Origin of the sequence: Xanthomonas sp. NCPPB 1062, from assembly GCF_041481705.2 — a bacterium.
Taxonomy (GTDB): domain Bacteria; phylum Pseudomonadota; class Gammaproteobacteria; order Xanthomonadales; family Xanthomonadaceae; genus Xanthomonas; species Xanthomonas euvesicatoria.
In genome coordinates this window covers 800312-820798 of record NZ_CM192987.1, presented here as the reverse complement: position 1 = coordinate 820798, position 20487 = coordinate 800312, and the positions used below count along the sequence as shown (strand labels likewise).

Here is a 20487-nt window from a genome sequence, read left to right as displayed (position 1 = left end):
GGCACGCTGCTTGGCGCAAGCGGTCCTGGCGTACGATGCTTCAGATCGCTGCGGATATACGCTGCCAGGTTGATCAGGATCGCGTCGCCGCCTGGCTCCGTTTACGGCAGCGGGCAGGCGCCTGGCCTGCCGAGCATCGTTCAGTCACCGTCGCCGCTGTCCAAACAGGCGCCGATCGATCCGCAACATCACACATCGCAACGGCGTCCATGCCAGACAGAGCCCGGCGAGAATGCCCAAGGTATCGGCCAATGCATCGTACGGGTCGGCGCTGCGATTGGTGGTCAGCGCGCCTTGCGCGATTTCGATGCCGATGCCCAGCAACACCAATCCGAACGCAGCGAACGCCAGCGCGCGCCGGGTCGCAAACAACTGCACCGCTCCCCAGCACAACAACGCGAACGTGATGAAGTGCTCGGCCTTGTCGCTGTTGGACGGCAACTCCGGAAACTCCGGCGGCGGCCCCAGGCACACGGCAATGACCACGACGATTGCGGCGATCCACACGCCCACCCACAACCGCGGCCGGTGAAACGGCCGGAGTGCCGAACTCACAACCGCCATGTGAGATCGCCGGACAGGAATGCCGGGGCAAAATCGACATCGCGCGAGAAGCCCATCACCTGGAAGCGCTCGCCCATCTCGCTGGGCAGCGTCAGCCGCTTGATCTGTTCACGCAGACGCATGCGCCCCACTTCATCGGTGCGCGGATCGGCCTGCGCCAACAATGCGTCCAGCCCATTGCCGAGCAGGAAGCTTGCTTGCGTGCAATACCCGGCCAACTCGAAACCTGCGCCGGTGCCTGCCTCGGCCAACGCGGTGAAGTCCACCGATGCGGTCAGATCCTGCAGGCCCGGCCAACGGTAGAGATCTTCGTGCATGCGATGCCGGTAAAACGCGCGCAACGTGCCGTCCTCGCGCTGCGCACGATAGAACTCGCCGCGCGGGTAACCGTAGTCGACGAACAACATCGCGCCACGCTTCAAACCGCCGGCTACCGCCTGGATCCAGTACGGCAACTGCGGCAGCAACTCGGAGCGATAGCCATCGGCGAACGGCTGCTCCAGATAACGCTCCAGGTGACGCACGGCCGCGCTCAGCAACGCATCGGCCGGTTGCTCGCCGCGCGCGAAGTGCTGCTGGGCATCCAGCACCACGGTTTCTTCATACACCTGCCCATCGCGCAGTGCGAAACGCGGCGTGGGCAAGGCGTCGATGACTTCGTTGGCAAACAGCACGCCATCCCAATCGTCCGGGAACGGCGCATCCAGCCATTCCACCAGATCGAACACCGGCGGAATCAGGCTGCGCCCCAACCGCTCGCGTTGACGTTCGCGCAGGTCGGCGCTGGGCTCCAGGATCGCGTAGCGCTCGGGCAACGCGTCCAGTTCCAGCAGCCGCTTGAGCGTGACTTCGGCAAACGCGCCGCTGCCGCCGCCCACTTCCAGCACTCGCGCCTGCGGACCGAGCTGTTGCAATACCGGCGCCAACGCGCCGGAGACGGTGGCCGCAAACAACGGCCCCAATTCCGGGGCAGTGACGAAATCGCCGGCCTCGCCGAACTTGCTGGCGCCGGCGCTGTAATAGCCCAGGCCAGGCGCATACAGCGCCAGCTCCATGAAGCGCGAGAACGGGATCGCACCGCCGGCGGCCTGGATTTCGGCGCGCACATGCGCAGCCAGCCGGTCGCTGTGGGCCAGCGCGTCCGGATCGGGTGTGGGAAGGTCGGCGTGCATGCGGGCACCGGTTGCGGGGACAATGCACAGGATAGCCGAGCCCTCCGCAACGCCGAGCGAGTACGCCATGACAGACAGTTCCAAGGTGGTGTTGATCACCGGTGCCGCCCGCCGCATCGGCGCGCAGATCGCCGCCACGCTGCACGCTGCCGGCTACCGCGTTGCACTGCACGCACACCGTTCCGCCGAGGTGCTGGACGCTCGCGTGGCCGAACTGTGCGCCCAGCGTGCCGGCAGCGCACAGGCCTTGCACGCCGATCTGCGGTTGCCCGACGCACCTGCGCAGTTGGTGGCCGACTGCGTCGCCGCGTTTGGTCGCCTGGATGGGGTGGTCAACAACGCCTCGGCGTTCTACTCCACCGCCATTGGCGAGGCCACTGCAGCGCAATGGGACGAGTTGTTTGCGGTCAATGCACGCGCGCCGTTCTTCATCGCGCAAGCGGCCGCCGCACAGTTGCGCCAGCGCCGCGGGGCCATCGTCAACCTCACCGATCTGCACGCGCAGGCGCCGATGCGCAACCACCCGCTGTACGGCGCCTCCAAGAGCGCGCTGGAAATGCTGACCCGTTCGCTGGCGCTGGAACTGGCGCCGCACGTGCGTGTCAACGCGGTCGCGCCTGGCGCCATCCTGTGGCCGGAAGAAGGCAAGTCCGCCGATGCCAAGCAGGCGTTGCTCGCGCGTACGCCGCTGGCGCGCATCGGCACGCCGGAGGAAATTGCCGAAGCGGTGCGCTGGTTGCTGGACGAGGCCAGCTTCGTCACCGGCCATACCCTGCACGTCGATGGCGGCCGCCAGCTCAGTTGAACGACGCTTCCGGGGCCTGCGCACTTTCGCTGCAAAGGGACGCCCCCCGTGTCATGCACGTGCGCCCGGTTGCCACCTCGCCGCGTGCGGCATTGCCGGACGGTTGCACACGTCCGTGCGCTACGTGCGCGCGTGCTCGGCCGCGCTCAACCGTGCTGCCAGAACAGCACTATTGCGTGACGCTCAACTGCGGCGCAGCCGCATCCAGCTCCACCGTGGCAAACGCGCTGCCGTACTGCGGGTGCGCATGCCACAGGGCTGCCAACGTCTGCCCGCTCAGCGGGTCGACGAAGTCCGGCGCGATGTCGGCCAGCGGTTTGAGCACGAATGCGTGCTTGAGCTCGGGCCGCGGGATGCGCAGATGCCCGGGGCCTTCGACGATACGGTCGCCAAAGAACACCACGTCCAGATCCAGGGTGCGGTCGCTGAAACGCGGGCCGCTGCGATCGCGCCCATGCGCATCTTCCAGTGCATGCAGCCAGTGATCCAGCGCGTCCAGCTCCAGATCGGTCTGCAAGACCACCGCGTTGTTGACGAAGTCCGGCCCTTCGAAGCCCACCGCAGGCGTGCGGTACGCGGGTGACACGACGATCTGGCCAAAGCGTGCGCGCAGGGCGGCGACAGCCAGGCGCAGGTAGTGGGTCGGCTGGACGTTGCTGCCGAGGCTGAGAAGCACGGTGGTCATACGTTATTCGCGCATGCGGCCGGCACGGACGTCAACTGTTGCAATCGCGTTGCACCCATCGACGCATGCGCCGGGTGTGCGCAGACGTGGTGTCAGGCCACTTCCAGCGCATGCGAAACGGCGCGGAACACCCGGCGCATTTCCAGCGGCTTGCGCAGCACATGCACCGGCAGATCCGACGGGAAATGCGCACGCTGCAACGGCGCACCGACATCTTCCAGCACGATCGCCGGGCCCTGGTACCCCAGCTCCTGCATGCTCAGCAGCACGCTCACGGCCGAGAGCAGGATGATGTCGCTGTCGATGATCACCAGGTCCGGCATCGCGTGCTGCTGCACCAGCTGCAGCGCCGCGGCGCCATCGCTGGCCAGCTGCGGCTGATAGCCCTGGCTGGAGAGCGCATTGCCCAGCAGCGATAGGCGCGTTGCCTCGCCATCCACCAGCAAAATGCGCTGCCCATGGCCAAGCGGAAGCGGCAGTTCGGCTTCGGTCACCGCCGCCGACACCGCACGCATCGGCACGATCATGTCAAAGCGCGTCCCTTCGCCCAGCCGGCTATCGACCACGATGCTGCCACCATAGCTTTCGATGATGCGCTTGCACGAAATCAGTCCCAACCCGGTGCCATCGGCCTTGGTGGTGAAGAAAGGACTGAACAGGCGCGCGCGGGTTTCATCGCTCATGCCCACGCCGGTGTCGGCCACGCTCATGCGCACGCGCGAGGCATCGTAGCGATCGGCTGCCAGGATCAGTCTGCCGCCCTCGGGCATCGCCTGGATCGCGTTCAAGCCAAGGTTGAGCAGGCATTGCTGCAATTCGGTGTAGTTGGCCTCGATGGTCAGATCCGCAGCGATGGTGTCCATCTGCAGGTGTACCCCATCGGGCAGGCTGCTCTTGAGCAGCATCTGCACGGCCTGGAACAGGTTGGCGATGGACACCTGCTCGCGTGGCTTGTTGGAACCACGCACGAACGACAGCATCGACTCGGCCATCTCATGCCCGCGCCGGCCGCATTCGGCCACCACGTTGGCCAGCTGACGCAGCTGCGGGTCGTCGGTGCGCCCGGCCAGCAGGTCAGGCACGATCAACAACGGTTGCAGGATATTGCGCAGGTCGTGGCTCAGACCGGCCGCCAGCATCGCCAGGCTTTCCAGGCGCTGCGCGCGCATCAGTTCGCTTTCCACACGCTGACGTTCCAGATCCGCGCGTGCTTCGCGGATCGCGCGGATCACCGCGCTCGGCAAGCGCGTCGGGTTGTGCTTGATGATGTAGTCGTTGGCACCATCCTGCAGCGCCTTGACCGCGGTCTCCTCACCCATGGTGCCGGAGACGAAGATGAAGGGCGTGGCGCCGTTCTGGCGCACCAGGCGCAGCGCCTGGTGGCCGGAAAAGCCCGGCATGCTCAGGTCCGACAGCACGATGTCCGGCTGGAAGTCATCCAGCGCGGCGCGCAGCGACGGCTCGCTGTCCACGCGCTCGAATGCCGCATCCAGTCCGGCCTCGAGCAACTGATCGGACAACAGCTCGGCGTCTTCCGGTGAATCTTCCACCAGAAGGATCTTCAGCTGCTCCAGGTTGCCCCCCTCATGCGGCATGGTTCAGTCCAGCTCCGGTGCCTGGTTGATGACCGCCCAGAAGGTACCGAGCGTCTTGACTGCGTTGAAGAACTGATCCACGTCCACCGGCTTGACCACATAGGCATTCACGCCCAGGTCCCAGCTGCGGGCCAGATCGCTTTCTTCGCGCGAGGACGACAGGATCACCACCGGCAGGCGCTTGAGCGTTTCGTCGCTGCGCACCTGCTTGAGCACTTCCAGCCCGTCCAGGCGCGGCATCTTGATGTCCAGCAGCAGCACGGCCGGCAGGCCTTCCTCGCGGTCGGCGAACATGCCACGGCGCAACAGGTAGTCCATGGCTTCCACGCCGTCTTCGACGTGCACGATGGGATTGGCAAGGCGGGCTTCGCGCAAGGCGTCGACCGCCATCTCCGCATCGGCCGGGCTGTCTTCTGCCAGAAGAATGGTACGGATGGCGGTCATGCAATGAACTCTTGGTTGGGCGCTTCAAGCGCAGGAGGTAACACGAAATAAAACGTGGCGCCCTCGTCGACGACGCCTTCGGCCCACACCCGGCCGCCGTGACGCGTCAACACGCGCCGCACGCTGGCCAGGCCGATGCCGGTACCAGCGTATTCGCTGGCCTTGTGCAAACGTTGGAACACACCGAACAATTTTCCGCTGTATTCCATATCGAAACCGGCGCCGTTGTCGCGCACGCTGAACTGGTGGCCGCCGTCGGACATCGGCGTATAGCTGACCTCGATTTTGGCCACCTCGCGCTTGGCGCTGTACTTGACCGCATTGCCGAGCAGGTTCATCCACAGCTGGCGCATCATGTTTTCGTCGGCAACCAGCACCGGCAGCGGCGCGATATGCCATTCCACCCGGTGGCCGGTGTTCTCGCTCTGCACGTTGGAATCCAGGATCGCACGCGTTTCGGCCACCAGCGATTGCATGTCCACCGCCTGCAGGCGCAGCGCACCGCGGCCCAGGCGCGAATACACCAGCAGATCGTCGATCAGCGAGGCCATGCGCCGCGCCGAGCTGCTGATCACCTCCATGTAATGGCGCGACTTCTCGTCGGCCGCATCGCCCAGATGGCGCGCCAGCTTGTCGGAGAACCCGGCCACGTGCCGCAGCGGTGCGCGCAGATCGTGCGAGACCGAGTAGCTGAAGGCTTCCAGCTCGCGATTGACTTCCGAGACCTGCTCCACCTTGCCTTCCATCTGCCGGTTGAGCTCCTGGATACGCAACTGCGCGGCCTTCTGCAGGCTGATGTCGCTCACCGTCATCAGCACCACGTCTTCGTCTGTGCTGTCGGGCAGCGGCATGCGGCGTGCATTGATCAACATGGTGCGCAGCACGCCGTCGGCGGCGCGCTGCTCGTGTTCGAAATCCCACAACTCGCGTCCACGCAACAACACGTCCGCCAGCCGTTGATGGATCTGCGCATCGCGCCAGACGCCATCGCCCACCTCTTCCAGCGGCATCAATTCGTTGCCGCGCTCTTCCAGGCCATACAGGTCGGCGAAGGCCGGGTTATGCAGCACGATGCGCTGGCTGGCATCCAGCAGCACGATCGGCTCGCGCACGGTTTGCAGCACCGAGCTGGCGCGCCCGTTGGCGCGCAGGTATTCCTGCTCGGCCGCCAGCCGGCGGCGGATCTGCCGCTGCAGCAGCCAGGTCACCGTGCCCAGCAACAGCAACTGCACCGCCAGCGCCGCCCAGCTCAGCACCGCGTAATGCATGCGCTCGGTTGCGGCGCGCGCATTGCGCAGCGCCAGCAACCGGCCTTCGGCGCTCTGCAGGTCGTCGATCAGCACACGGATCGGGTTGTTCAGGGTCATGTCGTTGATCAGCGCGCGTATCTGCTCCGGCGCAGTGGTCACCGCAATGCGCTCGGCCAACAGCAGACGCCGTTCGATGGTGCTCTGGATGCGCCCCATGCGTACTTGCTGGGCGGGGTTGTCCTTGGTCAGTTCGATCAGTCGCTGCACGGCGGCCAGCGATTCGCGCCGGCCGCGGCGCATACGCTCGTTCAGCGCCTCGCGCTCCACGCCATGCGAGCGCATCAGCGCCGCCGATTCGGTATCGCGCATCGCCGCCTCCAGGCGCTGCGCGGTCTCCTGCACTTCCTGGCTATGCGACACCCAGGACGCGGCCTGGTTGGCGTTGCGGGCCATCTGCTGCAGCAACAAGGAGGGCACCACCACAATCAGGAACACGGCGGCCGCCAACAGAGGCAGGCGCCAGCGATCCCACTTGTCTGCTTGGACCGTTGTTTGCATTGCTGGACCGAATTGCACTCGCTGCAGGGCCAAGGGCTGACCGGCATTGTCTCCGATCACGCAGCTTGCCAGATTAATGATTCAGAGAAATCAGGTCAGTCTGTGACATAGCTGAATGGGCATAGCATACGTGCAGCATGCGTGAAAATGGCGCGAGCGCCCTGCCAGCTGTCGGCTTGCCGGCCGGTTCATCAAAAACAAAAAAGGCGCACTCCGTGGAGTGCGCCTGGTGCTCGGGTCGCCGCCTCGCCTCGGCGGCCCGGCATTCGCAGCAGCTGCGCTTACTTCTTCGCAGCGGTGACCTTCAGGCCGGTCGACTTGACGCTCTTGACGCCCTCGATGCCCTTGGCAACGGCAACGGCCTTGTCATGCTCGGCCTGGGTGGCAACCGCGCCGGTCAGGGTCACGATGCCGTTCTTGGTCTCGACCTTCACGTCGGTACCCGAGACATTGTCGGTCGCCAGCAGGTCGGCCTTGACCTTGGTGGTGATCCAGGTGTCGGTGACCGGCTTCTTGGACTCGTTCATGCCGGCAGCGTGGTCCTTGTGGTCGGCATGTTCCTGCGGTGCCGCAAATGCCTGCGACGCGCCGAGGGTCAGACCGAGCGACAGCGACAGAGCCAGCAGCTTGCGTGCATGCGTCATGTTCTTCATACCAAGCACCTCCTGTTGAATGTGGGCGCAGCTTGCGGTGGCGCTCGTCGAGCAGACGTGACCGTTGCATGCAGAGGTTGTGAACCCTGCGCACACGGGCAGGTGCAATACCATGCGGGCTCCCTCCGTCGTTGCGATGAACCGTTTTCAATGCCTAAACTGTTCAATCTGGCCGTCGTCGGCTATGGCTATGTCGGCCGCACCTTTCATGCACCGCTGATCGCAAGCACCCCCGGCCTGCAGTTGCACAGCGTGGTGTCGTCCAAGCCGCAACAGCCACAGGCCGACTTTCCCGGCGTCACCGTGGTGGCCGATCTGGACAGTGCGCTGGCCGATCCGGCACTGGATGCCGTGGTGCTGGCCACCCCGAACCACACCCACGCACCCTTCGCGCTGAAGGCCCTGGCCGCCGGCAAGCATGTGCTGGTGGACAAGCCATTTGCATTGGATGCGGCGCAAGCGCAGCAGATGGTCGATGCCGCCGATGCGGCGGGATGCATCATCAGCGTGTTCCAGAATCGCCGCTGGGATGCGGACTTTCTCACCGTGCGCCGGCTGATCGAAGAAGGCCAGCTGGGCGAGGTGGTGGAATTTCATTCGCACTTCGACCGCTATCGCCCGCAGGTGCGCGACCGTTGGCGCGAGAGCGACAGCCCCGGTGCCGGACTGTGGTACGACCTGGGCCCGCATCTGCTCGATCAGGCAATGCAGTTGTTCGGTATGCCGCAGGGCATTGGAGCGGATCTGCAACGTCAGCGCGACCAGGCGCGCAGCGTGGATTATTTCCACGTCACCCTGCACTACCCTCGGCTGCGCGTGATTCTGCACGCGGGGTCGCTGGTGGCCGATGGCCGCCTGCGCTTCGCCGTGCATGGCACGCGCGGCAGTTATCTCAAGCACGGCCTGGATACGCAGGAAGACCAGCTGCGCGCCGGCCGTCGCCCCGGTACGGTCGGCTGGGGCGTGGACCCGTTACCGGGCACGCTCACCCGCGTCGATGACGAAGGCCGCGTCCACACCCATCAGCCCGACAACCTGCCGGGCGACTATCGGCAGTACTACGCCGCCTTTCGCGACGCGCTGGCAGGCACCGGCACAGCGCCGGTCAGCAGCAGCGATGCGGTGCAACTGATGCGGTTGGTGGACCTTGCGCAACGCAGCGCTGCGGACGGCCGAGTGCAGTGGCTGGATGCCGCGCGCGGCTGATCACGCTGCAACGGTTTTGCACTTCCAACAGCGCGCGCCGTAGTCCCGGCGCGCACCGTGGTTGCATCCAAGTCCTTACGCGTCCTTGCTACCGATGGTCGGCGCTGCCGGGGTGGTGGTCATCACCGCGTGGCCGCCGAATTGGTTGCGCATCGCTGCGAGCAGTTTGTCGGTAAACGAATCCTTGTCGCGCGAGCGCAGTCGTTCCATCAGCGACAACGTGATGACCGGTGCCGAGACTTCCAGATCGATCGCTTCGGCAACCGTCCAGCGGCCCTCGCCCGAATCGGCCACGAACGGCGCGATGCCGGCCATGGTCGGGTTATGCGTCAACGCATCGGCCGTCAGGTCCAGCAACCACGAACGCACCACGCTGCCATCGCGCCAGATTTCGGCAACCTGGTGCAGATCCAGCGCAAAGTCGGCCTTGTGCTGCATCAGCGCGAAGCCTTCCGCATAGGCCTGCATCATTCCGTATTCGATGCCGTTGTGGACCATCTTGGTGAAGTGGCCTGCACCGCTCGGGCCAACCCGCCCCCAGCCCTTGTCCGGCGCCGGCGCGAGCGTTGCCAGGATCGGATGCAAGGCCGTCACCGCCGCTTCGTCGCCACCCACCATCAAGCTGTAGCCTTCCTGCAGACCCCAGATGCCGCCGCTGGTGCCGCAATCGACAAATGCAATGCCACTGTCCTGCAGCAACGCCGCGCGCCGCTGCGAATCCTTGTAGTACGAATTGCCGCCATCGATGACGATGTCGCCGGCCTGCAGCAGGGGCAGCAGCTGCGCCAGCGTGTCATCGACGATCTTGCCGGCCGGGACCATCAGCCACACCACGCGCGGGCTCGGCAATGCGGACACCAGCGCCGCCAGCGCATCGGCGGTGACGATGCCCTTGGCTTGCGCGCTGGTGCGCGCGTTCGCGCCCGGATCGTAGCCATGCACGCGATGCCCACCATTGACCAGGCGCTCGGCCATGTTGGCGCCCATGCGGCCCAGTCCCACCATACCCAGTTCCATAATCGCTCCTCATGACCTGATCAGTGCAGGGTGCCACGCTCGGCGTACGCTGGCGTGGCGGAATTCTCAATGGATTGTTCCGCGACGGTGGCGGCGCTGCACTGCTGCAGCTGCCAGTCGATCCATCGCCAGTACAAGGTGGTGCGCAGATTGTGCAAGGTCAGGTCGATGGCATACGGCGTGCGCGGGTTACGGTCGAGCAGGCGTGCCACGTGGTAGCCCATCGGCTTGGTGCCCTTGGGGTGCACATAAACCCAAAAGCCTTGGTAGAACGGGTCGTCCAGCAGCGCCTGCAACTGCTGCAGCTGGGTCTGCTGCTGCGGGTCGAGCGTGGCGCGCAGGGCTGCATCACGCTCGTAAAGCAGGCGCTCGAAGCGGCGCTTGCCTGGCCCGCGCAACTGTTTGGCCAGCTCCCAGATCTGCCGGTTGCGCGCGTCGTAGTAGGCAAAGCCACCGTGCTGCGCCAGCGCCTGCGCGGCTGCATCGCTGACATCCACCACCACGAAATTCTCGGCCTGATTGTGGATGTCATCCAGATAGGACTTATCGAACACATGCGCGATGAAGCCTGGTGCGCCCACGAACGCCTGCCGCCCGAGCTGTGAGGTTTTCACTGCCTTGCCGTCGGCAAAGAAGTCGCCGGCATGCGCACCGAGCAGGATGCTGTCGGTGTCGTGCAAGGTCAGGAACGTGCCGATCGACAATTCGCCAGGCGTAAATACGTCATCGAACCCGGCATCGCCGAACAATTCGCGCTGGGTGGCGAGCTGAGCCACTTGTCGGCCCACGCCGCACTCGGAACGCACCTGGCCGCGGTAGAACGCATCCAGCGCCCGCGCATTGCTGCCGCGCGGCTGATATCCGCGACCGAAACTGCGAAAACCGCTCCAGCCCTGCGCCGCTGCGCCACGCCAGCCGAATCCGACCCAACCCAGCTGCAGCGCCGAGAAGCGGTAGCGCGGGTTGTTCTGCAATTGCGTGACCGCGCGGCGGGTGGCTGCACCGAGTTCGAACGCGTAGGCGCAGTGCGTGGCTGCATCGTCCAGCACAGCGGTGAGCGCTGCGCCGCGCTGGTGCGTGTTCCAATCGGCTGGAAGCGTCAGGTGCAGATCGCCGGAGGCCTGCGCCTGCGCAAGCGTGCCGCGCGTACACGGTTCACCACGCTTTAGTACCGGTTCGCTCACTGCGGCGCGTTGGATGGTCCAGCCCAGCCGTCGCAGCAGCGCTTCCAGGCACGCTGCGCTGGCAGCACGTGCGGTCTGGCTCGGTGCAGCATCGGCGACCTGCAGCAGTTGCCCCGCCAGCAAACCGCTTGCACATGCCAGCGCAGCAAGCCGGCGCAGGCGCGCATACCGCGGCGGCATCGGCGCCGATGGTGCGCGCGATGACGAACTGCCATGCGCGTGGACAACACTCATCGATGGCATACGCAATGAATCGTCGGCACGACGCCACCCTCAAACGTAGCAAGCCCCGGCATGGCCGGGGCTTGCAGGACTCAACTTAGACCAATCGCCGCACCGAACTTCAGCGACGTTCGCAGACGCGCTCAACTTGGCGATTGCCGTTGGCCTGCTGGCGATTGCCCTGAATGGTGCGGCCTGCCGCGCCACCCGCCACGGCACCTGCCACGGTCGCCAGCTTCTTGCCGTTACCGCCGCCAACCTGGTTGCCCAACAGGCCACCGATTGCAGCGCCGGCCAGCGTACCGCCGATGCGGTTCGGGTCGGTCGAGTTCTTTTGCACTTCGACATTGCGGCAGCGCACGCGGGTGCCGTCATTGAACCTGCGACCTTCGTCCGCTTCCGTATAGCGCTGCTGATGCGCGTAGTTTTGAGCCTGTGCGAAAGTGCTCGTCGCCATCAGGCCGATCAGGGACATACCCAGCAGGGAGGTGCGCATTTTCATCGTTGTTCTCCACGTTTCTCGCTCGCTCGGCGAGGCATGGGCGCACTCTGGCCGCTGGGTCGAGAACACAACGTGAAGCGCGCAGTCGCTATTCAGGCTTTGGAGCGGAGCGTGAACCGCGCCGTCACGGCTGCGTGGCAGGCTCGGTTTGCGGCACCTTCGCCGGTGCCGGTGGGGGGTCTTGCGCTTCGACGGGCAATGGCGCAACCGGAGGCTGTGCAACCGTGGTAGGAGCCGCAGCAGGAGCTGCCGACGTCGTGGTGGTTGCGGCAGGCGCGGCCGGAGCCGCAGCTGCCGGCGCTGGTGTGGCTGCAGGCGCAGGCGGTGCACTCACCGCAGCAGGTGCCGCTTCGGTGACCTTGGGAAGATACGAATTCAGGCGTTCGAAAAAGCGCTTGTAGAAAGCCGCATCCTGCACCGTGGTGCTGGATACGCGCACCAGCGAATCGCCGCTGCTGCCGACCGGCAACGATAACGAGCCCAGCACGCCGACGCCCACGCTGGCCGAGGTGGAGCTCTTTTTCAGTGCGTAACGGTCCTGCAACGCACTGACGAACACCTGCGCCTTGTCGCCGTCCTGGCTGGCGCAGGAAATGCGCAGATTGAGTTGTTCGCTCTGGTCTGCTTCCTTGAGCTGAAAGTTCTTGCTGCCTTCCACCGCGGCGGCATCTGCGCGCGTGACGGCGTAGCCCTGACTCAACAGCACACGCCGCGCCGCCTCGCAGGCTTGCGGCGAACTGGCCGCCACGCTGCGCGAATAGGTGTCATCGGAATTGAACGACTCGTGCATCAGCATCGTGTCGCCCTTGCTGCCGCCGCAGCCAGCCAGGGTTGCCAGCGCGCCAAGCAGTGCGCCGCGCGCGATCAGGGAAGAACAAGACATAGGGAGATTCCGGCATCCAAAACCGGCACAGAGCATAGCGGCAACCCGTGTGCGCGCGGCGTCGCGCTGCCGGGTCAGGGCAACGGCGGTTCATCCACTGGCAATTGCAGGTCTACCTGCAGGCGGCGGCCATCGGCGCCGATGCGCTCGGCACGCAGGTAGTGGTGCGCACGCACCACCGCCAGTGCCACCGGCGCCCGGCACGGTTCGCCCCACAGGCTCAACGCGAAGCCCTGCTGCTGCAGCCAGAGGGTGAGGCGGTCCCACAGCGCTTGTTCGCCACGCAGCATCAGGTCCAGATCGGCCGGGCCTTCGGGCACCGAGGTCGGCGACGCCAGCCAGCGCGCGTAGCTGCCATGCACCACGACCGGCAGGCCCTGTGCCTGCACCGCCTGCAGCAATTGCGCAGCCTGCTGCAGATCCAGCCGGGCACGACAACGCTGAAAAATCAGTGCGTATTCGTGGCTGCGATCGCTCTGTGTCTTGGCATGCGCCAGCGTTGCGGCCGGACGCCGATAGCACAGCACCCGCTCTTCGCGCAGGGTGAACAGGCTGGCCAGGATGCGGCCCAGATCCCAGGCCTGCGGAATCACGCGGCCGCCGACCACCACGTTCTGCACCATCGCCACGCCCACGCCGTCCGGCCGCATCTGCTTGCGCAGCGCATGGAAGACCGCGCGCATGCCGGTCAGATAGCTGGCGTAATCGCTGCTCGCATAAAGCTGCCCGGGCAGCACGTCGCCATGCCAGTGGCAGCCGAAATACGGCACGTTGGTCAGACACAGGTCGATCGGGGCCGCAGGCGCGATATCGGCCAGGCTGCCGACCACCACCGGCGCCGCCACCGCATGCCGCGCCAGACGCGTTCGTGCCAACTGCGCACGTGCCGCATCGATTTCCATGCCATGCGCGTTGCGGCCTTCCAGCGCGGCCGCCAGCAAGGTGCTGCCAAAGCCGCAGAACGGGTCGAACACCTGCTCGCCCGGCCGGCTGAAATGGCGCACAAACGGGCGCATCTGATTGACCCAGCCACAATCGCGCCCGCTCAGCGGGTCGACCGCGCGCAGATCGTCGGGCAGCGCCCAAGCGGCCTCGTCCGGGGCCGGCATCCACCAGCTGCGCCGATCGAACTCATCCATCGGTGGGCTCCCACAGCACATCGGCATCCGGATCCCAGCCCGCACAGAGACGGCCGTTGGCGAAGAACACCAGCTTGTACAGATCGCCGGTCGCGTGGCGCGCATGCATCGCGGCGTAGTCGGCGCTTTCGAAGACCATCTGCAAGCCCGTCTGATCGCGCAGCCGCACATTCCAGAAGTAATAGCCTTCGGTCAGGCCATCGGGTTGCCAGCGCGACCACCAGGGCTGCTGCATGCACTCCTCCAGCAGTGTGTCCACGCCCACGCGGTGCTCGCCGATGTAGCGCAGCGTGCCGTTGCTGCGATAGGCATCGTCCAACCGCGACAATTCCCGAAAAATCACCTGGCTGGCGCCGCAGCTGCGTGCCCACGCGATGTACTGCGCAATGGCGTCGGCATTGTCCACGCCACCGCGCTGCACGATGCAGACCAGTCGCAGCGGCAGCCGTGCTGCCAGCCGCCGTGCCGTCTGCACAAAAGTCGCCACATCGGCGATCGGCTCGTCGGGGCGGAAACGCATGATCGCGTCGTTGCGCTCCTGCAACCGATGGTGACGCGACAGCTCGACCCACGACAGCCCAAACGCGACCAGCGCCTCGATCAAGCGCGCACCGTGCGCACGCGCCAGCCCGGCGCCATTGCTGTAGAGCACGCGCTGCTCGACGCGCGGGCCGTTGGGCGTGGTTGCCAGGGTCTGCAGCAAGGTCTGCAACCACGCTGCATCGTCGGTCATTTCCAGACCGGACAGCGAATACGACAACGGCACATCGCGCAGCAGCTGCAAGACAGCGCTCAACTGCTGGAAATACGCAGGCCCGGGTCGCAATGTCGCTGCCGCACGACCGCCGCCGTGCTGCCGCAGATTTTCCGAACAGAACCCGCAGCGCGCCGAACACGGCCGCACCGAGGCATACGGGGTAAAGGTGATCGGCAACGCTGCGCGATAGCTGCGCGCGCCGATGCGCAGCGCATGCCAGCGGCTGGCCTCGTCCTGCAGCGGCACGCGCCGCTGCAGGTGGGGTGCTGCGGCGCGCAGGCGCGCCAACAGCGCCGAAGCAGGCAACAAGGAGATGTCGTCGATGGAAGCGTGCATGGCGAACCCTGCGCGCCGCGCGTCAGCGACGTGCGGCGTTGGCACGCGCGCGCACCTGCTCCAGCGTCCACTCCTGTTGCGACACGCCGTTTTCCCACACCGTCACCAGCGCGTCTTCGCTGTCGGGGTAGGCGTCCATCTCATCGAGCAAGGCGCTGCGGTAGCTGCCATCGTTGCGGTTGCGCAGCAAGGTCAGGCGGCCGCGCTTGCTCTGCTTGCCTTGGTCGGTGATCGGGTCCTTGTAGACATCGACCCACTGCCCGTCCACGCGCACCGCCGAGCACTTCAACGCAAACTTCTGCGTGTCCCGGTCCACCTTCTGCAGCAACGCACCGCCCATACCGAAGGCGACATTGTCGGCGGCGTATCCGGCGGCGGTGATGCGCTCCAAAATCGCGCGCAGCGAGGTGGGATTGATGCCATCGCCCTGGATCACCCGCACATGGTTGAGCACCTTGTAGCCCTTGCCATTGACCTGATGGCCGAACGCTTCGTCCAGCAACAGCAGGCACTGCTCGACCACATCCACCGGGTCGCCCGAATCCGGACGAATCACCACCGTTGCGCCGGAGGCGATCACTTCCTCGCGCAAGGTGGTACCCCAATGCTCGGCAATGGCGCGGTAGATGTCGTAGCTGTCCGACACCACCGCCACGATCGAACCCGGACGCGCGAACTGCCTCAGCATGTTGCGATACGCATCCACCTCGCGCTCGCGGCCCCAGCTGGTGATGGTGCTGTGCTCGGCAGCGGGAATCGAATACCCGGCCACCGGCGTGTGGTAATGCGCACGCGCCAGCAGCAACGCCGACAAGGTGTCGGTGCCGAGAAAGTTCACCAGATGCGCGGCACCGCCCAACGCGGCCGAGCCAAGACTGGACACGCCACGCGCGCCAAAATCGTGCAGCTTGAAAGGCAACTGCCCTTCCGGATCGTTGCTGGTGCGCTCCAGGTAGCCGCGCACGATCTGCTTCACCTGCCAGCTCACCGTGGCCACCGTCACCGGGTACCACACGCGCAGCAACAAGGTTTCCAGATACGACGGCACCCAGAACGCCTTGGCGTCGGTGGACTCGATGGTCATCAACACGTTGTGCGTTGGCACCACGGCGCCCTCGGGCACCGCGCGGATGCGGATCGGCAACTGACCGCCAAGCCGGTCGACGATATCGCGCCAGCCGGCTTCGTTGAACGGCTCGCCATGCGCGGCCAGCAACGCTTTTGCATCGTCGATGTCGGCGTGCGTCACCGGCCGGTTGATCGCTTCCTTCAGGATCGACTGCAGGCCGAAGAACACGGTCTGCTCGTAAAGTCCGCCGCGTGATTCGACATAGAAAAACGACGCGTCGGTGCCGGGCGGATATTGCAGCCAGTGGCTGGCCTTGTAGCTATCGGTGTTGAGCAGCAGGTTATCGAGGTAATGCATGACGGAAGCTCCTTCGCGTCGAATGAACCGGCGGTCTGTCCGCCGGCGGGAGGTCACGGTTCAAGCGGTCACGGCATGTGCGGCCCTGGTGGTATCGCGGCAGCACGTCGTCGTTGCGCGCGTCAGCCACGGCCCAGGAAGAATTCAAGAATATGCAGGTGGTCTTCGTACAGGCGCGGGCCCATCGCCATCACTTCGGCGATCGGAATCCAGCGCGCCTTGTCGGCATCGTCGCCGCCGCGCACCGCAGGCAACTCGCCGGCCGGAAACTCGAAATGGAACGCATGGGTAATGGTGCGTCCGCGCTGACTGCGTTCGGGATGATCGAAGACCTGCTTGCCACGCAACGAGCCCTTGAGCACCGGCACCGGCAGCTTGAGCCGGGTTTCCTCGCGCAGCTCGCGCAGGCAGCAGTCCAGCAGTCCTTCCTCCTGGCCGACGAAACCGCCGGGCAATGCCCACAAGCCCTTGCCCGGTTCGGCGCGACGCCGCACCAGCAGCACGTGGCCCGAATGCACCACCACCGCATCGGTGGTCACGAACGTCGGCGGATATGGCGCGTCTTTCCATGCAGCACGGTATTGCTCGATGAAGCGGTATTCGGCCACCAGCTGCGCGTAGCTGGGGGAATTGCGCCGGAACGCTTCCAGCATGTCGTAGACGGGCGCCGGCACATTGCCGCGCAGCATCAACAGGCCGCCGTGAAAACCGATGTCGCCAGCTTCGAACAGGTAGCGGCGCAATTCGGTGGCAGACAGCGTTGCGGTGTGTTGCACATCTTCCAGCGGCCACTGCGGAAACTCACGCAGGTAATAACTGCTGGCATCCTTGTCCATGCCGATCAGGCCGATGTTCGCATCCAGCGAGCCGCCATCGGCTTGCACCGCTTCGGCAACCTGCCGCTGCACTTCGGCAATCCACAGGCTTTCGTTGTAGAGATGGTCGCGTAGCGGGCGCACGATCAGCCGCGCAGTTTCGTCCGGCAACGCGGATTCGATCATCACCGCACGTTCGGCGACGGTCCAAGGATTGCGAATGGTGCGCGGCGTGTCGGCCGAGCCGATCAGCACGATGAGCTTTTTCGCCTTGCCCAGCGCATGGCGGGCGACGGCGGCGTGGCCGTTATGAAAGGGCTCGAAACGCCCGATGAACACAAGATAATCGTACGGTGTTGCCATGAGAATCCCTCACGGTTGAGTGGTGGGCTGGCGGTCTGTCCGCCTGCCTAGTGCAAATGCTACGCCGATGCACGATGGCGTCAAGCGGCCACTTGCCTCTGCATCGGTGGTCGTCGCCGTGACGCAGCGGTCATCATCTCTGGCTAGACTCGGCGCTCTTGTTCTTCAAGGAATTTCCCTGCATGCCACGCTCCATCGCGCAGGTGCTGCGCCGCCTTCTCGCAATCGGTGCACTGTTGTGTATCGCCTTACCCGCGCTGGCTGTCACGCCGGCCGCGCCACTGCGGGTCATGTCGTTCAACGTGCGCGTGCCGGCCGATACCGATGGCGACAAACGCTGGCAGGTGCGTCGCGCTGCCATGGTCGCGTTGATCAAACAGACGCATCCGGACGTGTTCGGCACGCAGGAACTGGTGAGCGAACAGGCTGCCTTTCTGGCCGAACAGTTGCCCGACTACCGCTGGTTCGGCCAGGGCCGGCGCGGCGATGACAGCGACGAGCACATGGGCGTGTTCTACGACGCGCGTGTACTGAAGGTGGTGGAGTCGGGCAACTTCTGGCTGTCCGACACGCCCGAACGCGCCGGCAGCATTACCTGGGGCAATGTGCTGCCACGCATGGCCACCTGGGCGCTGTTCGAGCGACGCAGCGACAAACGCCGCTTTTATCTGTTCAACACGCACTTTCCGTATCGCGATGAGGACGAGCCCGCCCGCGAGCGCAGCGCGCGCCTGATCCTGTCGCGCATCGCGCAGTTGCCCGCCACTGTCCCGGTGGTGCTGACCGGCGACTTCAACAGCGATCCGGACAAAATCACCTACCCCACGCTGACCGCGGTACTTCGCGATGCACGTGCACAGGCCAGCAAGCGCAGCGGGCCGGAAAACACCTTCCAGGACTTCACCACGCACCCGACTCGGCGCATCGACTGGATCCTGTATCGCGGATTGCGTCCTACCCGCTTCGCGACCCTGGACGATCGTCCCGGCGGCATTCTGCCGTCGGACCATTACCCGGTGATGGCCGAGTTCGACTGGCCACGCTGAGGACAAGAGCGCGCAAGAGCCAGCGGCCGGCAGCCGGCGCGCGCGCCGGCGGTGACACGGTCCCAGCCGATGCACGCAGCGCTGCGGTGATCAAGCCGGGTGAATGCCGGCGTTCGCGGCGCTGGCCTGCAGCCATTCCAGCAAGGCCTGCAGGGTGGCCGAGGGGGCGTCGCGCCAGATGATGGACAGCTCGCGCCGCGCCCAGGTCTCCTCCAGCGGTACCGCCGCCAGCTGCTGCCTGACACTGGAGCAAGCCAGCGCCGCGTGCGGCACGATGGCCACACCCACGCCGCGTGCCAGCATGCGGCACAGCGTTTCGATGCCCGGCACGCGTGCGCGGATGCGCAGCTGCACGCCGGCACGGGCCAGGTGCGTCCGCAGGTGGCGCTGCAAGGCGTTGTCGGCCGATAGCGCCAGCAACTGCATCGGCGCGATATCGGCCAGGCGCAGGCTGTCGGCGCCGGCAAGCCGATGGCCGGCGGCCACCGCGACTACCAGGCGATCCTGCCGAAACGGGCGCCGTTGCAGGCCGGTGAAGTCGGCATGCCCGGCCACCACGGCCAGGTCGGCACGTTCGTCGCGCACGGCATCGGCCGCCTCCTCGCTGCCCCATTCGGCCAGGGTCAGGTCCACCCGCGGATGGGCCAGCAGAAAATCCGCGACGCACTCGGGCAGCCATTCGGAGAGTGCGGCGGTATTCGCGGCCAACCGCAGGGTGACCTGTCCACCGAGCCCGTAATCGCCAAGCTCGCTGCGCATCGCCTGTTCCTGCCGTGCCAGCACCCGTGCATGACGCAGCAGGACCTGGCCGGCGGCGGTGAGCGTCACGCCCCGCCGGCCACGCTCGAACAGGGCCGCGCCGACCTGCAGCTCCAGCGCGCGAATACGCGCACTGGTGGCCGCCAGCGACAGCGCCACGCGGTCGGCGCCGGCGGTGATGCTGCCGGTATCGGCCACCGCAACAAAGATCCGCAAGTCGGTGAATTCCACCTGCATCTGCACCTCCAGCCTTCGGTGTGGCCGAAGTCTGCCTCAAACAAAGACAGCTTGCCGGGCACCGCCACCGCGCCGATGCTGCTCCCCATGAATGAAGACGTCTCGCAGCTGGTCATGGTTGCCGCGGTATTCCTGCTCGCTGGCGCGGTCAAAGGCGTGGCCGGCATGGGGCTGCCAACGGTGGCAATGGGGTTGCTGGGGCTGTGGCTGCCGCCCAGCCAGGCCGCCGCGCTGCTGGTGCTGCCTTCGTTGGTGACGAATCTGCAGCAGGCCTGGGGGCCAGCCGCGACCGAGCTGTTGCGGCGTCTGTGGCCAGTGTTGGTGATGGTGGTGGCGGGCACCTGGTTGAGCGCCGGGTTGATGATTGGCGGTCATCCGCGTTACCTGCGAGGCGCGCTTGGGGCCCTGCTGGTTGCCTATGCCCTGCAGGGGCTTGCCCGCCGGCAATGGACCCTGCCGCCACGTCACGAGCGCTGGGGCAGCCCGCTGATCGGCCTGGTCGGTGGCCTGCTCAATGGCGCCACCGGCGTGCTGGTCCTCCCGGTGGTGCCGTACCTCTCTGCACTGGGCCTGCCACGCGAGGTGTTGATCCGCGCACTGGCCGCGTGCTTCGGCACGGCAACGCTTGCGCTGGCCATCGCACTGGTCTGGCACGGTGGCGTGCCGCTCTCGGCCGGCCTGCCATCGCTGCTGGCGTTGCTGCCCACCGCGCTGGGAGTGTGGGCCGGTACGAAGCTGCGACGCCGCATCTCTGCCGAGGCATTCCGCCGGATATTTTTCGGCACCTTGCTGCTGCTCGGCCTGCAGGCCTGCTGGCAGGCCATCGCCTAAGACGCTGCCAGCGGCAACACTACTGTCCAAATGAAAAC

General features: G+C 65.8%; 20 protein-coding genes. 4 read left to right on the top strand and 16 right to left on the bottom strand.

The genetic code is table 11. The features are described 5' to 3' along the window. Positions 1 to 144: 144 nt before the first annotated feature. Entirely contained in the window at positions 145 to 564 is a 420-nt protein-coding gene (locus ACCQ16_RS03530; RefSeq protein ID WP_218488928.1) for a VanZ family protein, read from the bottom strand. Continuing rightward, positions 552 to 1805, bottom strand: coding sequence for a class I SAM-dependent methyltransferase (locus tag ACCQ16_RS03525; protein ID WP_184420437.1), 1254 nt, complete (start codon positions 1803 to 1805; stop codon positions 552 to 554). The genes ACCQ16_RS03530 and ACCQ16_RS03525 overlap by 13 nt, the downstream gene beginning before the upstream one ends. On the opposite strand from ACCQ16_RS03525, the gene ACCQ16_RS03520 reads away from it, so the two are divergent. Beyond that, positions 1804 to 2541, top strand: a complete 738-nt coding sequence (locus tag ACCQ16_RS03520) for a pteridine reductase (RefSeq protein ID WP_277573324.1) — start codon at positions 1804 to 1806, stop codon at positions 2539 to 2541. The two genes, ACCQ16_RS03525 and ACCQ16_RS03520, sit on opposite strands and share 2 nt — an antisense overlap. 169 nt (positions 2542 to 2710) lie before the next feature. On the opposite strand, the gene folK is transcribed toward ACCQ16_RS03520, so the two are convergent. The 5 genes from folK to ACCQ16_RS03495 all read right to left on the bottom strand — a co-directional run bounded on the left by folK (position 2711) and on the right by ACCQ16_RS03495 (position 7726). Continuing rightward, on the bottom strand, positions 2711 to 3226 hold the full coding sequence (gene folK, locus ACCQ16_RS03515) for a 2-amino-4-hydroxy-6-hydroxymethyldihydropteridine diphosphokinase (RefSeq protein ID WP_057682128.1): 516 nt from the start codon (positions 3224 to 3226) through the stop codon (positions 2711 to 2713). 92 nt (positions 3227 to 3318) lie between these two features. Beyond that, positions 3319 to 4821 carry a response regulator gene (locus ACCQ16_RS03510; protein ID WP_031421007.1) on the bottom strand — a complete coding sequence of 501 codons (1503 nt, stop codon included), beginning with the start codon at positions 4819 to 4821 and terminating at the stop codon, positions 3319 to 3321. A gap of 3 nt (positions 4822 to 4824) precedes the next feature. Then, positions 4825 to 5265 (bottom strand): response regulator, encoded by a 441-nt coding sequence (locus ACCQ16_RS03505; protein WP_003482689.1) that lies wholly within the window; start codon positions 5263 to 5265, stop codon positions 4825 to 4827. After that, positions 5262 to 7073, bottom strand: a complete 1812-nt coding sequence (locus ACCQ16_RS03500) for a sensor histidine kinase (RefSeq protein ID WP_008572116.1) — start codon at positions 7071 to 7073, stop codon at positions 5262 to 5264. The genes ACCQ16_RS03505 and ACCQ16_RS03500 overlap by 4 nt, the downstream gene beginning before the upstream one ends. A gap of 281 nt (positions 7074 to 7354) precedes the next feature. Then, positions 7355 to 7726 carry a BON domain-containing protein gene (locus ACCQ16_RS03495; protein ID WP_008572114.1) on the bottom strand — a complete coding sequence of 124 codons (372 nt, stop codon included), beginning with the start codon at positions 7724 to 7726 and terminating at the stop codon, positions 7355 to 7357. A gap of 150 nt (positions 7727 to 7876) precedes the next feature. On the opposite strand from ACCQ16_RS03495, the gene ACCQ16_RS03490 reads away from it, so the two are divergent. Next, positions 7877 to 8932, top strand: coding sequence for an oxidoreductase (locus ACCQ16_RS03490; RefSeq protein WP_055026623.1), 1056 nt, complete (start codon positions 7877 to 7879; stop codon positions 8930 to 8932). Positions 8933 to 9007: 75 nt separating this feature from the next. Here the strand turns inward: ACCQ16_RS03490 and gnd are convergent, their stop codons facing one another. The 8 genes from gnd to ACCQ16_RS03450 form a co-directional block, all read right to left on the bottom strand. Further along, the gene (gene gnd / locus ACCQ16_RS03485) at positions 9008 to 9949 is read right to left on the bottom strand and encodes a phosphogluconate dehydrogenase (NAD(+)-dependent, decarboxylating) (protein ID WP_011346352.1); all 942 of its coding nucleotides are present in this window, start codon (positions 9947 to 9949) and stop codon (positions 9008 to 9010) included. A 20-nt stretch (positions 9950 to 9969) separates the two neighbouring features. After that, a complete protein-coding gene (locus ACCQ16_RS03480) occupies positions 9970 to 11313 on the bottom strand; it encodes a hypothetical protein (RefSeq protein ID WP_372380344.1) in 1344 nt (447 codons plus the stop codon). 163 nt (positions 11314 to 11476) lie between these two features. After that, positions 11477 to 11857: a glycine zipper 2TM domain-containing protein gene (locus ACCQ16_RS03475; RefSeq protein WP_008572108.1), complete on the bottom strand. Its 381-nt coding sequence runs from the start codon at positions 11855 to 11857 to the stop codon at positions 11477 to 11479. A 124-nt stretch (positions 11858 to 11981) separates the two neighbouring features. Continuing rightward, positions 11982 to 12740 carry a DUF2242 domain-containing protein gene (locus ACCQ16_RS03470; RefSeq protein WP_372380208.1) on the bottom strand — a complete coding sequence of 253 codons (759 nt, stop codon included), beginning with the start codon at positions 12738 to 12740 and terminating at the stop codon, positions 11982 to 11984. 74 nt (positions 12741 to 12814) lie between these two features. Beyond that, entirely contained in the window at positions 12815 to 13879 is a 1065-nt protein-coding gene (locus ACCQ16_RS03465) for a DNA methyltransferase (protein WP_277573321.1), read from the bottom strand. After that, positions 13872 to 14972, bottom strand: coding sequence for a hypothetical protein (locus ACCQ16_RS03460; RefSeq protein WP_031420997.1), 1101 nt, complete (start codon positions 14970 to 14972; stop codon positions 13872 to 13874). Before ACCQ16_RS03460 ends, ACCQ16_RS03465 begins: the two co-directional genes overlap by 8 nt. A gap of 22 nt (positions 14973 to 14994) precedes the next feature. Then, on the bottom strand, positions 14995 to 16398 hold the full coding sequence (locus tag ACCQ16_RS03455; RefSeq protein ID WP_277573320.1) for a nicotinate phosphoribosyltransferase: 1404 nt from the start codon (positions 16396 to 16398) through the stop codon (positions 14995 to 14997). A gap of 122 nt (positions 16399 to 16520) precedes the next feature. After that, positions 16521 to 17576, bottom strand: coding sequence for a bifunctional nicotinamide-nucleotide adenylyltransferase/Nudix hydroxylase (locus ACCQ16_RS03450; RefSeq protein ID WP_008577907.1), 1056 nt, complete (start codon positions 17574 to 17576; stop codon positions 16521 to 16523). 182 nt (positions 17577 to 17758) lie between these two features. Between ACCQ16_RS03450 and ACCQ16_RS03445 the strand changes: the two genes are divergently transcribed. Beyond that, positions 17759 to 18622, top strand: a complete 864-nt coding sequence (locus ACCQ16_RS03445; RefSeq protein ID WP_071117866.1) for an endonuclease/exonuclease/phosphatase family protein — start codon at positions 17759 to 17761, stop codon at positions 18620 to 18622. A 90-nt stretch (positions 18623 to 18712) separates the two neighbouring features. Here the strand turns inward: ACCQ16_RS03445 and ACCQ16_RS03440 are convergent, their stop codons facing one another. Next, positions 18713 to 19618, bottom strand: coding sequence for a LysR family transcriptional regulator (locus ACCQ16_RS03440; RefSeq protein ID WP_008577903.1), 906 nt, complete (start codon positions 19616 to 19618; stop codon positions 18713 to 18715). A gap of 87 nt (positions 19619 to 19705) precedes the next feature. Here ACCQ16_RS03440 and ACCQ16_RS03435 point away from each other — a divergent pair, with 87 nt between their 5' ends. Further along, positions 19706 to 20449, top strand: coding sequence for a sulfite exporter TauE/SafE family protein (locus tag ACCQ16_RS03435; protein ID WP_218489904.1), 744 nt, complete (start codon positions 19706 to 19708; stop codon positions 20447 to 20449). Positions 20450 to 20487 lie beyond the last annotated feature (38 nt).